This is a genomic window from Gordonia sp. JH63 (assembly GCF_009856645.1).
Taxonomy (GTDB): Bacteria; Actinomycetota; Actinomycetes; order Mycobacteriales; family Mycobacteriaceae; genus Gordonia; species Gordonia hongkongensis.
Window position 1 is genome coordinate 2,409,855 of the sequence record NZ_CP047235.1, and the last position, 12,827, is coordinate 2,422,681.

9 protein-coding genes are annotated in these 12,827 nt (G+C 69.9%); 6 read left to right on the forward strand and 3 right to left on the reverse strand.

What is annotated here, in order from left to right; translation table 11 throughout:
- Position 1: 1 nt before the first annotated feature.
- The 3 genes from GR168_RS10920 (at position 2) to GR168_RS10930 (ending at position 4,819) form a co-directional block, all read left to right on the forward strand.
- Positions 2-1,735, forward strand: coding sequence for an ABC transporter substrate-binding protein (locus GR168_RS10920; protein ID WP_159370714.1), 1,734 nt, complete (start codon positions 2-4; stop codon positions 1,733-1,735).
- 16 nt (positions 1,736-1,751) lie between these two features.
- Entirely contained in the window at positions 1,752-2,327 is a 576-nt protein-coding gene (locus tag GR168_RS10925) for an adenine phosphoribosyltransferase (RefSeq protein ID WP_159371898.1), read from the forward strand.
- A 107-nt stretch (positions 2,328-2,434) separates the two neighbouring features.
- Positions 2,435-4,819 (forward strand): RelA/SpoT family protein, encoded by a 2,385-nt coding sequence (locus GR168_RS10930; RefSeq protein WP_159370715.1) that lies wholly within the window; start codon positions 2,435-2,437, stop codon positions 4,817-4,819.
- 186 nt (positions 4,820-5,005) lie between these two features.
- On the opposite strand, the gene GR168_RS10935 is transcribed toward GR168_RS10930, so the two are convergent.
- On the reverse strand, positions 5,006-5,926 hold the full coding sequence (locus tag GR168_RS10935; RefSeq protein ID WP_058250323.1) for a peptidylprolyl isomerase: 921 nt from the start codon (positions 5,924-5,926) through the stop codon (positions 5,006-5,008).
- 186 nt (positions 5,927-6,112) lie between these two features.
- On the opposite strand from GR168_RS10935, the gene GR168_RS10940 reads away from it, so the two are divergent.
- The gene (locus GR168_RS10940) at positions 6,113-6,853 is read left to right on the forward strand and encodes an MBL fold metallo-hydrolase (RefSeq protein WP_068972466.1); all 741 of its coding nucleotides are present in this window, start codon (positions 6,113-6,115) and stop codon (positions 6,851-6,853) included.
- Positions 6,850-8,115 (forward strand): histidine--tRNA ligase, encoded by a 1,266-nt coding sequence (hisS, locus tag GR168_RS10945; RefSeq protein ID WP_159370716.1) that lies wholly within the window; start codon positions 6,850-6,852, stop codon positions 8,113-8,115. The genes GR168_RS10940 and hisS overlap by 4 nt, the downstream gene beginning before the upstream one ends.
- Before the next feature lie 111 nt (positions 8,116-8,226).
- Here hisS and GR168_RS10950 read toward each other — a convergent pair whose 3' ends face one another.
- The gene (locus tag GR168_RS10950) at positions 8,227-9,906 is read right to left on the reverse strand and encodes a DUF885 domain-containing protein (RefSeq protein ID WP_159370717.1); all 1,680 of its coding nucleotides are present in this window, start codon (positions 9,904-9,906) and stop codon (positions 8,227-8,229) included.
- On the reverse strand, positions 9,903-10,760 hold the full coding sequence (locus GR168_RS10955; RefSeq protein WP_058250327.1) for a neutral zinc metallopeptidase: 858 nt from the start codon (positions 10,758-10,760) through the stop codon (positions 9,903-9,905). The genes GR168_RS10950 and GR168_RS10955 overlap by 4 nt, the downstream gene beginning before the upstream one ends.
- Before the next feature lie 141 nt (positions 10,761-10,901).
- Between GR168_RS10955 and aspS the strand changes: the two genes are divergently transcribed.
- Complete coding sequence (gene aspS / locus GR168_RS10960; RefSeq protein ID WP_159370718.1) at positions 10,902-12,734, forward strand: aspartate--tRNA ligase; 1,833 nt, start codon at positions 10,902-10,904, stop codon at positions 12,732-12,734.
- Positions 12,735-12,827: the final 93 nt, after the last annotated feature.

Below are 12,827 nucleotides of genomic sequence, written 5' to 3' on the forward strand. Positions count from 1 at the left end.
CGTGAGCGTTGGACGCCGGGAGTTCGTCAGGGTCCTGAGCCTCCTCGTCGGGCTCGTCACGGTCGCCGGGCTGGTGACGGCCTGCGGCGACGACGGGCCGCCGACGATCGACTACGTGGTCGACGCGCGGATCACGACCTACAACGCGAACACGGTGAGCGGCAACGCCGATGGCGTCCTCATGGCGACCACCCGGCTGCTGCCCGGCTTCAGTCTGCTGGGCCCGGCCGGCCAGGTCATCCCGGATCGCGACGTCGGCACGGTCACCCAGGTGCCCGGCCGCGTGCCGACCCTGCGGTATGACTTCAACCCCGAGGCGGTCTTCTCCGACGGGGTGGCCCTCGACTGCGACGATCTCGTGCTCGCCTGGGCGGCGATGAGCGGACGGCTGCCCGGCTTCACCCCGGCGACCACCGCCGGCTATCGCGACATCGACTCGGTGAACTGCGCGGCCGGCGACAAGAGCGTGACCGTCACCTTCGCCCCCGGACGGGAGTACCGGAACTGGCTCTCGCTCTTCGGCGCCGGCGCGATGATGCCGGCGCATGTGGTGGCCCGCGTGGCCGGCCTCTCCGACGTCATCGATCCGATCCGGGCGATGGACCGGGCCGCCGTCGGACGCATCGCGGACGCATGGAACACCGGCTTCGACCTGACGTTCGGACCGGTCGATCACGCGCACTATCCCGCGTCGGGTCCGTATCGCATCGACCGGTACTCGCGCTCGGGCGGACTCGTCCTGGTGCCCAACGACGAGTGGTGGGGCGACAAGCCGGAGACCTCGCGCATCGTCGTCTGGGGGCGCGGGACCGACGCGACCCGCCGGCTCCCCGACGGGCGGTTCGACGTCGTCGACGTGACGGCCGGCCTTGTCGACGGTGACATCGCCGGTTCGGCGGGGGCCGCCGGGCCGTCCTCGCCGGCGCGCGCGCTGGGCGTCGAGGAACTCGTCCTGGCCGGCCGCGGCTTGTTCGGCGATGTCCGGATGCGCCGGGCGTTCGCCTCCTGCGTCCCGCGAGCCGACCTCGCGCGCGACTTCGGCGCCGGCGCGCAGGTCTGGAATCTCCGGGTGCTCTCCCCGGCAGACAATCTGGCCGCACAGATGAACACCGAATTCGGCCAGGCCTATCAGCGGCCGGACATCGAACGAGCGCGCGGACTTGTCCGGGCGGCTACCGGGCAGGGCGCGGTAGAGGACCCGGCCGGCGGCGAGGCGGCCGGGTCGGAGGTCGCGCTGCGGCCGCGGACGGTACGCATCGGCTACGTCGCGTCGACTCCGCGGTGGCAGCAGATGACCGCGGCGATCGCGGCGTCGTGCCGCGCAGCGGGGATCGTCGTCGAGGACGCGTCCTCACCCGACCTGCGGCCCGACGCTCTGGGCCGCGACGTCGACGCTCTCATCGTCGCCGGGGGCGCGTCATTCGCCGCGGCCGGTGCCGCCGACCCGAGCCGGGACGCCTACGCGTTGCGCGGCGGAGACCCGTTGAACCTGTCCGGCATCCGGGAGCCGATGGTGAGCCGGGGAGTGGATCAGCTCGCGACGACCGCCTCGGTGCCCGATCGACTCCGTCTGGCCCGGTCCATCGAGAACGCGACCTGGGCGACGATGCCGTCGGTGCCCCTCTTCGCGGCGCCGCGGATACGGCAGTGGAAGGATCGGGTGGGCAACGTGGTGGCCGGCCTCGGCCGCGACGGCACCGGATGGAACATGGATCGGTGGACGATCCGTGGCTGAGCAGGGGAGTGAAGCGATGGGTGGTGTCGTGCCCGACCGTACGGCGGAGGCGGTCTCGCGAGCGCAGGCGGCGATCGCCGAACACGCTCGCCTCGTCGACGACTTCCCGGCTCCCGGAATCGCTTTCAAGGACCTGACACCGGTCCTCGCGGACCCGGAAGGGCTGTCGACGATCGTCACCGCGCTCACGCACGGCTGTTCGTCGATTGACCTCGTGGCCGGTATCGACGCGCGCGGGTTCCTGCTGGGCGGCGCGGTCGCGCGTGAGCTCCAGGTCGGGGTGCTGGCGGTCCGCAAGGGCGGCAAGCTGCCGCCGCCGGTCCTCGCCATCGACTACAGCCTCGAATACGGACAGGCCACGCTCGAGATCCCGGCCGACGGCCTCGACCTCACCGGCCGGCGTGTCCTGCTCGTCGACGATGTGCTCGCCACCGGCGGGACGGCGGTCGCCGCAGCCGAACTGCTCCATCGTGCGGGTGCGCACGTCGTCGGGGTCGCGGTGATCATGGAACTCGCGGGTCTCGGCGGCCGGGACACGATCGCCCGCGGCCTCGGACCGGACGTTCCCGTCCATGCGGTCGCACTGGACTGACGGCGTCGACCCGGTCGTGGGCGGGCCGCGACTAGAATCGGCTGAGCCCGCCCGGTAGGCCGGACGGGTCACCGTATGCCGACAGACAACCGTGAGGAGGACCGCTGATGCCCGATGAATCCGACACGGCGCAGCGTGGCGTGACCCCCGCGGGTACCCCGGACGCCGGAGCGACGTCGGCCGAGACCGCCGACCGGCCGAACGCACCGGCCGCCGTCGGCTCCATCCAGCCGGGTGCGTCGGCCTCACGCCGGGTGCGCGCCCGCCTCGCGCGCCGCATGACCGCGACCCGCAGTCAGGTCCGGCCGGTCCTCGAACCGCTGGTCACTCTGCACCGCGAGATCTACCCGAAGGCCGACGTGGCGTTGCTGCAGCGCGCCTACGACGTCGCCGACGAGCGGCACAGCGGCCAGAAGCGCAAGTCCGGCGATCCCTACATCACCCATCCGCTGGCGGTCGCGACGATCCTCGCCGATCTGGGCATGGACACCACGACCCTCATCGCGGCGCTGCTGCACGACACGGTCGAGGACACCGGCTACTCCCTGCAGGCGCTGGAGAAGGACTTCGGACCCGAGGTCGCACACCTCGTCGACGGCGTGACCAAGCTCGACAAGGTCGCCCTCGGCAGCGCCGCGGAGGCCGAGACCATCCGCAAGATGATCATCGCGATGGCGCGCGATCCGCGCGTTCTCGTCATCAAGGTCGCCGACCGGTTGCACAACATGCGCACGATGCGCTTCCTGCCGCCGGAGAAGCAGGCGCGCAAGGCCCGCGAGACCCTGGAAGTCATTGCGCCACTTGCTCATCGACTCGGCATGGCGACGGTCAAATGGGAACTCGAGGACCTGTCGTTCGCGATCCTGCACCCCAAGCGCTACGAGGAGATCGTGCGGCTCGTCGCCGACCGCGCGCCGTCCCGCGACACCTACCTCGCCCGGGTGCGCGCCGACATCAACAACGCGCTGGCCGGTGCACGAATCAACGCGACCGTCGAGGGCCGGCCCAAGCACTACTGGTCGATCTATCAGAAGATGATCGTCAAGGGGCGCGACTTCGACGACATCCACGACCTCGTCGGGATGCGCATCCTCTGCGAGGAGGACCGCGACTGCTACGCCGCCGTCGGTGTCGTGCACTCGCTGTGGCAACCCATGGCCGGGCGCTTCAAGGACTACATCGCCCAGCCGCGGTTCGGCGTCTACATGTCGTTGCACACCACCGTGATCGGACCCGAGGGCAAACCGCTCGAGGTGCAGATTCGCACGCACGAGATGCACCGCACGGCCGAGTTCGGGATCGCCGCGCACTGGCGCTACAAGGAGAACGGCTACCGCAAGTCGGGCAAGAAGTCCGACACCGCCGAGATCGACGACATGGCCTGGATGCGCCAGCTGCTCGACTGGCAGCGGGAGGCCGCGGACCCGGGTGAGTTCCTGGAGTCGCTGCGCTACGACCTCGCCGTGCGCGAGATCTTCGTGTTCACCCCGAAGGGCGACGTCATCACGCTGCCCGCCGGGTCGACCCCGGTCGACTTCGCCTACGCGGTCCACACCGAGGTCGGGCACCGTTGTATCGGCGCGCGCGTCAACGGCCGGCTGGTCGCGCTCGAGCGCACGCTCGAGAACGGCGAGGTGGTGGAGGTGTTCACCTCCAAGGCGCCGACCGCGGGTCCGTCGAAGGACTGGCAGACGTTCGTGGTCTCGCCGCGCGCCAAGGCCAAGATCCGGCAGTGGTTCGCCAAGGAGCGACGCGAGGAGGCCCTCGAGGCCGGCAAGGACGCGATCGCCAAGGAGGTCCGCCGCGGCGGGCTCCCGCTCCAGCGGCTCCTCAGCGCGGAATCGATGTCGGCGATCGCCCGCGAGTTGCGCTACACCGACGTCACCGCGCTCTACACCGCGGTCGGTGAGAACCATGTCTCCGCACGGCATGTCGTCAACCGGCTGGTCGCCTCACTGGGTGGCATCGAGGACGCCGAAGAGGCGATCGCCGAGCGGTCGACGCCGTCGACGATGCCCACCCGGGCACGCCAGGGCGGCGACGTGGGCGTCATGGTCGACGGCATCGACAACGTCGTGATCAAACTCGCCAAGTGCTGCACCCCGGTGCCCGGCGACGACATCCTCGGTTTCGTCACCCGCGGCGGCGGGATCAGCGTGCACCGCACCGACTGCACCAACGCCGAATCGCTTCGGCAGCAAGAGGAACGAATTCTCGACGTGTCCTGGGCCCCGTCGCCGGAATCGGTGTTCCTGGTGGCGATCCAGGTGGAGGCGCTCGACCGGCACCGGCTGCTGTCGGACGTGACCAAGGTGCTCGCCGACGAACGCGTCAACATCCTGTCCGCGTCGGTGACGACGAGCCGGGACCGGGTGGCCATCAGCAAGTTCACCTTCGAGATGGGCGACCCGAAGCATCTCGGGCACGTGCTCAACGTGGTGCGCAACGTCGAAGGAGTCTACGACGTCTACCGGGTGACCTCGGCGGCGTGATCGGGAGGCTCTGTTCTGATTCGCCAGCCCACTCCCTCTGCTCCCTGAGGTGCGAGCGAAGCGAGCCACGAAGGGCCGGGTGAGCTGCCTCGCCAGGCCCTTCGTGGCTCGTCGCTCGCGCTCCTCGCACCTCAGGGATCACGGGTTTCGAGGTTCTTTTGCATTAGGGATTAGAGTTCCCGGCGCCTAGTTGATCGTGGCCGTCTCGATGGTCACCGGGAGCTTCGGCTCGCCGTCCCCGGGCTGACTGCCGATCGGTCCGGGGTTGATGCCGCCGGCGTAGACCTTGTCGAGCACCGCGAGTCCGGGTTCGTCGACCTTGCCGACGATCGAGTAGTCCGGGCCCAACTGGCTGTCGTTGATCACGATGAAGAGCTGGCTGGACCCGGTGTTCGGGTTCTGCCCGCCCTGGCTGCTGTTGGCGATCGCGATGGTGCCGCGCGGGTAGATGACGGGCTGCGAACCGGTCGTCGGATCCGGCTGCCCGACCGTCTGCAGATCGGTCGGCGGCTCGTCGGGGCTGGTCCAGCCGGGCCCGCTCATGCCGGTGCCGGTGGGGTCGCCGCACTGCAGGATCTTCAGCGTCTCGCTGGTGGTCATGCGGTGGCAGGTGGAGTCGTCGTAGAACTTGTTCTCGATCAACGAGGTCACCGCCGCGGTGTTGCACGGCGCGCCATCGCGTTCGAGCGTGATCGGCAGGGTGCCCTGGGAGGTGACGAACGTGGCCTTCTCGGTGCCCGACTTGAGGACGCGCTCATCGGGCTTGGGCGAGGTCCGCTCGTTCTCCGCGGCCGCCTTCAGCTCGTCGAGTTCGGCTTGGTATTGCGCTCGCTGATCGGCCGGGACGTTGTCGGGCACCTGATCGGGCAGCTGGTCGAAGCGGCTCGGGGAGTCCTCGTAGGCGCAGGTCGTCCAGCGTGCGGCCTCGCGGTCGTCCATGATCTTCTTGACCACGACGGCGGTCACGCCCGCGACCACGGCGACCACGACGGCGGTCGAGACGGAGGCGATGACGATCTTCCGCTTGCGCCGGGCGAGGCGCTCGGTCTCGAGGCGTTCTTCGAGCTTCCGCTTCGCCGCCTCGCGGCGCTCCTCATTGGTGGACACGCGGGTGGATCCTCCTGAAACCTCGGCATGGCTGTGCCGACATCGTCGTGGATGTCACTTACTCGGGGGCAAGTGTGCCAGTTGTACCTGAGAACGGGGTGCGGCGGGTCGCGAGCCCTGGCGCCTACGCAACAATGGAGACCGACGTGTGTGCGTCGTCCTGTCCGCGCCGACCCGAGGAGCAGCATGCTCATCACCGGATTCCCCGCCGGGATGTTCCAGACGAACTGCTACATCGTCGCCGCCGAGGCGGGATCGGAGGCGGTGATCATCGATCCGGGCCAGGATGCGGCGCCGCGGGTGCGGGAACTGCTCGCCGAACACGACCTCACCCCGGTGGCGGTGCTGCTCACGCACGGTCATCTCGACCACACCTGGAACGCGACGGAACTCTGCGACGAGTACTCGATCCCGGCCTACATCCATCCCGCGGATCGTCCGATGCTCGCCGATCCCGGTCTCGGCATCGGACGGGCGTTGGGCGCGATGATCGGCGACCAGGTGTTCACCGAGCCGGAGAAGGTGGTCGAGTTCGCCGACGGCGAGTCGGTGGAACTCGCCGGGGTCGCGTTCTCTGTCGATCTCGCGCCCGGGCACACACAGGGCTCGGTGCTGCTCGGGGTCGACGTCGACGTGCCGGACGAGGCCCGGGATCAGGCCGGGCCCGACACGCCGTCGGTGGTCGGGGTCTGCTTCTCCGGTGACGTATTGTTTGCCGGTTCGATCGGCCGGACGGATCTCCCCGGGGGCAACCATCAGCAGTTGCTCGACTCGATAGCGGCGAAACTCCTGCCGCTGCCCGCGGAGACGCTGGTCCTGCCCGGCCACGGACCCCAGACCACCATCGGCCAGGAGAGTGCGAGCAATCCCTTCCTGGCCGGCCTCGAACGCCAGAGCACTCGACCGAAGGGACGACACGGACTGTGAGCGGAGCATTTCAGGCCCCCCGGGGCATCCCGGACTACCTCCCGCCGAACTCGGCGGACTTCCGGAGGGTCCGGGACACGCTCACCAACGCGGCGCGTCGTGCCGGCTACGGCCACATCGAACTGCCGGTGTTCGAGGACACCGCGCTGTTCGCACGCGGGGTCGGGGAGTCGACCGATGTCGTGAGCAAGGAGATGTACACCTTCGCCGACCGCGGCGACCGCTCGGTGACGCTGCGTCCCGAGGGCACCGCGGGCGTGGTGCGCGCGGTGATCCAGCACGGTCTCGACCGCGGCCAGCTGCCGGTGAAGGTCTGCTACGCCGGGCCGTTCTTCCGCTATGAGAAGCCGCAGACCGGCCGGTATCGCCAGCTGCAGCAGGTCGGCGTCGAGGCGATCGGTGTCGACGACCCGGCGCTGGACGCCGAGGTCATCGCGATCGCCGACGAGGGTTATCGCCGCCTCGGCCTGACGGGGTTCCGGCTGGAGATCACCTCGCTGGGTGACGACGAGAGCCGTCCGCGCTATCGAGAGGCGTTGCAGGAGTTCCTGTTCGGGCTAGACCTCGACGAGGCCACCCGGATGCGCGCCGAGATCAACCCGCTGCGTGTCCTCGACGACAAGCGGCCGGAGATCAAGGCGGCGACCGCAGGCGCACCGCTGCTCATCGACTATCTGTCCGACGACGCGAAGGCGCACTTCGACCTCGTCCTGGCGCACCTGGACCGGCTGGGTGTCGTCTACGAGATCAACCCGCGTCTGGTGCGCGGCCTGGACTACTACACGAAGACCACGTTCGAATTCGTCCACGACGGTCTCGGTGCGCAGTCGGGCATCGGCGGCGGCGGGCGCTACGACGGTCTGATGCGGCAGCTGGGCGCCAAGCAGGATCTGTCGGGCATCGGGTTCGGGATCGGCGTCGACCGGACGATGCTGGCGCTGGAGGCCGAGGGCGTCGCGGGCACCGAGGCGGCCCGCTGCCAGGTCTTCGGAGTGCCGCTGGGCTCGGCGGCCAAAGCTGAACTCGTCGGTGTCGCAGGCGCTCTGCGCGCCGCCGGGATCAATGTCGACCTGGCCTACGGCGATCGTGGCCTCAAGGGTGCGATGAAGGCAGCCGACCGTTCGGGGGCGCGGCTGGCGCTGGTGCTCGGGGAGAACGAACTCGCCGAGCGCCGGCTGGAGATCAAGGACCTGAGCAACGGCGAACAGCACCGGGTCGCCCTGGACGACGTGGTCGCCGAGGTCCGTCGCCTCCTGGGCTGAGCCCGCCGCACATTCCGCCGCTGAGAACCGCCCCGCACAGCTCGACCGACGACGATGTGCGGCCGGCGGACCTGTAATGGGCGGTTTTCGGCGCCCGCCCTCGGGGAGATCTCACCCGGAGGGCGGGCCGGCGACCTCGGCCACGAGGACGTCCAGCGAGACACCGCCGAGAGCCAGTGCGCGCGAATGGAAGTCCTTGAGCGTCCAGTCCGGGTGCCGGCGGAGGGCGGCGGTGCGCGTCTGCTCCCACACGCGCTGGCCGAGCGCATACGAGGGCGCCTGGCCGGGCCAGCCCAGATAGCGGTCGAGTTCGAAACGCAACACGGCGTGGTCCATCGCGACCGACGAGGTCAGGAACGTCCAGGCCTTGTCGGCGTCCCAGATCCCGCCGCCGAGGGACTCCGGCGCGGGCAGGCGGCAGTGGACGCCGATGTCGACCACGACCCGCGCGGCCCGCAGCCGCTGCGAGTCGAGCATCCCCATGCGGTCGCCCGGGTCCTCGAGCCAGCCGAGCTCGTCCATCAGGCGTTCGGCGTAGAGCGCCCAGCCCTCGCCGTGTCCGGAGGTGAACGACGCGAGCTTGCGCCAGGCGTTGAGGTCGGGGTCGACGATCGCCGATCCGAGCTGGAGATGATGCCCGGGCACGCCCTCGTGGTAGACCGTCGTCTTCTCCTGCCAGGTGTGGAAGACGGTCTGGTCGTCGGGCACCGCCCACCACATCCGGCCCGGGCGGGACAGATCCTCGCTGGGCTGGGTGTAGTAGATGATGCCGGTCGACGACGGGGCGAGCCGGCACTCCAGCCGGGACAACCGGGCCGGGAGGTCGAAGTGCGTGCCCGCCAGACCGGCGACCGCCGCGTCGGACGTCGCCTGCATCCAGTCGACGAATTCCGCGCGATCGTGGATCTGGTACTGCGGCTGACGATCCAGCCATGCGAGCGTCGCCGCGACCCCCTGTCCGGGGAGCAGACCCTCCGCGATCTCCTGCTGCTCGGCGACGATCTGCCGCAACCGGGTCATCGCCCAGGCATAGGCGTCGTCGGGATCGGCGTCGGCGCCCAGGTAGGCCGGCAGGTGCAGCAGGTAGCGGTCGCGGCCGACCGCGTCGTCGTCGACGGCCTGAGCGAGAACGCCGGTGCGCAGGTAGTGGGCGAAGGTCCCGAACGAGGTCCGCGCCGCGTCGAGCGCGGTGGCAAGGGTGCCGGCCAGCGCCGGGTCGGCCGCGATCGGTGCGGTGTTGCCGGCGATGGCGTCGGCCGCGGTGTCGGCCTGCCGGGCGACCGCCGCCACCTGTCGACGGGCCGGCGGCGGACCGTGACGAAGCCGGTGGGCGAGGCCGTCGACGACGTCGGTGAGCGACGCCGGGATCGCGGTGAGGCGGGACAAGAAGGTCTCCCGCTGCTCGCGGGTGTCGGTGGGCATGAGGTCGAAGACGTCGCGCAGCGCCTGCAACGGTGACGCGATGACGTTGCAGTCGCCGATGTGCTCGCCCGCGTCGGTGAGTGCGAGCTCGCGACGCAGCGAGGCGCTCATGGTCGCGACGGTGACGCGGTCGATGGCATCGACGACGTCGGCGCCGCCCAGGGCGGAGAGGGTGCCGGCGGCGACCTCGGCGCGTTCGGCGCACCCCTGCGCGGAGAAGTCGGTCAGCCGGTCGTCGTGCCCTCCGCGTCCGATCTCGGTGGCGAACAGCGGATCGAGCGCGCACAACCGGTCCAGGTGCGCCTCGGCGATCGCGTCGACGGCGGTGGGCCTGCGGGGTCCGGTCCCGCCCGAGTCGGTGGCGTTCACAGGTCGTCGGTGGCGAAGGTGTCGCAGCGATCCGGATCGCCCGACTGGTAGCCGACGGTGAACCACCGCGTGCGTTGGGCGGCCGAACCATGAGTCCAGCCCTCGGGATTGGAGCCCGCGCCCTGGATGGTGTCGTCGCCGATGGCCTTCGCGGTCTGGATGACCGTCGCTATCTGCTCCTCGGTGATGGGCGCTAGGAGGGCGTCTGGGCCGTCGTCGGCGTGATGGGCCCACACCCCGGCGAGGCAGTCGGCCTGCAATTCGACCCGCACCGAACCCGATCGCGGTCCCTGCGAACCCATCCGCTGACCCTTGGCGAGGGCGCCGGTGAGGTTCTGCACGTGGTGTCCGTACTCGTGGGCCACGACGTACTCCTGCGCGAGGGGCCCGTCGCTGCCGCCCATGCGACGCAGCTGGGCGAAGAACGTCGGATCGAAGTACGCCGTCGAATCGGCGGGACAGTAGAACGGGCCGGTCGCCGAACTCGCCGCGCCGCACCCGGTGTTCACCGCGTCGGAGAAGATGACCGTCTGCGGTGGCTCGTACTCGGGCCACAGATCCGACCACACCGTGTCGACGCTGACGGTGGTCGCCTTGATCCGGCAGATCGTGTTCTCGTTGGCCATCTCATAGGTGCACTCGTCCAGTTGCTGCTGGATCTGCGCGGCGTCCGACGAGGTGCCGGGAGCGGGGCCGCCGGCGCCGAGCAGATCGCCGGGGTTCACCCCGAAGAACAGCGCGACGATCGTGATGAGGAGTCCCGCGCCGCCGCCCAGCGCGATCCGGCCCCCACCGCCTCCACCGCCGCCGGAGACGCTGCCGGTGTCGATCGATCCGCTGCCTTGGAAGGTCACGCGGCCATTCTGGCACGATCGGCACCCGCCCTCGGCGCAGTCGCGGAGGTATGCGATTGACGCCCCGGGGCGTGGATACGGCACCATGGACACCTGGTCTGCGTTTCCGCCGACCGATTTCGACTCCTGGAAGGATTCTCAGTGCTCCGCACGCATTCCGCAGGTTCGCTGCGCCGCGCCGACGCGTCGCAGACCGTCACCGTCGCCGGGTGGGTCGCACGCCGACGCGACCACGGTGGCGTGGTCTTCATCGACCTGCGCGACGCCACCGGACTGGTCCAGGTGGTCTTCCGCGACGAGTCGGTCGCGCCGGCCGCCCACCGTCTGCGCGCCGAGTACTGCGTCACCGTGACCGGCGTCGTCGAGGTGCGTCCCGAGGGCAGCGAGAACCCCAACCTGAGCTCCGGCGAGATCGAGATCAACGCCGTCGAGCTCGAGGTCCTCAACGAGTCCGCGCCGCTGCCGTTCCAGCTCGACGAGTCGCCGGGCGAGGAGGCGCGCCTGCGTCACCGCTACCTCGACCTGCGGCGTGCGGGGCCCAGCGCGGCGCTCCGCCTGCGGTCCAAGGCGAACGCGGCGGCGCGCGGCGTGCTCGCCGCCCACGACTTCACCGAGATCGAGACGCCCACGCTGACCCGGTCGACGCCGGAGGGGGCACGTGACTTCCTGGTTCCGGCGCGCCTGCAGCCCGGCACCTTCTACGCCTTGCCGCAGAGCCCGCAGCTGTTCAAGCAGCTGCTGATGGTCGCGGGCATGGAGCGGTACTACCAGATCGCGCGCTGCTACCGCGACGAGGACTTCCGCGCCGACCGGCAGCCGGAGTTCACCCAGCTCGACATCGAGATGAGCTTCGTCGACCAGGACGACGTCATCGCCGTCGCCGAGGAGATCCTCGTCGCGCTGTGGAAGCTCATCGGCGTCGACATCACCACCCCGATCCCGCGGATGACCTACGCCGATGCGATGCGCCGATTCGGTTCGGACAAGCCGGATCTGCGCTTCGGTATCGAACTCGTCGAGTGTGCCGACTACTTCAAGGACACCCCGTTTCGCGTGTTCCAGGCACCGTACGTCGGAGCGGTCGTCATGCCCGGCGGTGCGTCGCAGCCGCGCCGCCAGCTCGACTCATGGCAGGAATGGGCGAAGCAGCGCGGGGCACGCGGTCTGGCGTACGTCCTCATCGCCGAAGACGGGACCCTCAGCGGGCCGGTCGCAAAGAACCTCTCCGAGGAGGAGCGCTCCGGTCTGGCCGCCCATGTCGGCGCGGAGCCGGGTGACTGCGTGTTCTTCGGTGCGGGAGAGGTGAAGTCGACCCGCGCCCTGCTCGGTGCCGCGCGCGGTGAGATCGCCTCGAAGCTCGGGCTCATCAAGGACGGGGACTGGGCGTTCACCTGGGTGGTGGACGCGCCGATGTTCGAGCCGGTTGCCGACGCGACGGCGTCCGGCGATGTCGCACTGGGACATTCGGCCTGGACCGCGGTGCACCATGCGTTCACCTCGCCCAAGCCGGAGTCGATCGACGCCTTGGAGTCCGATCCGGGTTCGGCCCTGGCCTACGCCTACGACATCGTGTGCAACGGCAACGAGATCGGCGGCGGATCGATCCGTATCCATCGGCGGGACGTGCAGGAGCGCGTCTTCGAGATCATGGGCATCGGCCACGACGAGGCGCAGGAGAAGTTCGGCTTCCTGCTCGACGCCTTCGCCTACGGCGCTCCGCCTCACGGCGGCATCGCCTTCGGTTGGGACCGCATCACCGCCCTGCTCGCCGGCGAGTCGTCCATCCGTGAGGTCATCGCCTTCCCGAAGTCGGGTGGCGGCGTCGACCCGCTGACCGACGCCCCCGCGGCGATCACCCCGCAGCAGCGCAAGGAATCGGGGATCGACGCCAAGCCCGCACCGCGGGGCGGCGCCGACCAGAAGGACGCCGAGCAGAAGGGCGCCGACCAGAAGGACGCCGGGAGCACTGCCTGAGCCGAAAAGCGGTGGACCGAAGTGAGTTCGGCCACCGTGTTCCCGGCGCGGTGCTCGTCACCCGGCGCCTGGAGGTCATCTGTGATGAGATCT

Coding starts and splice junctions, on each gene's coding strand:
- GR168_RS10925 (WP_159371898.1), top strand. CDS start 1,752: ATGGGTGGTGTCGTGCCCGACCGTACGGCGGAGGCGGTCTCGCGAGCG.
- GR168_RS10930 (WP_159370715.1), top strand. CDS start 2,435: ATGCCCGATGAATCCGACACGGCGCAGCGTGGCGTGACCCCCGCGGGT.
- GR168_RS10940 (WP_068972466.1), top strand. CDS start 6,113: ATGCTCATCACCGGATTCCCCGCCGGGATGTTCCAGACGAACTGCTAC.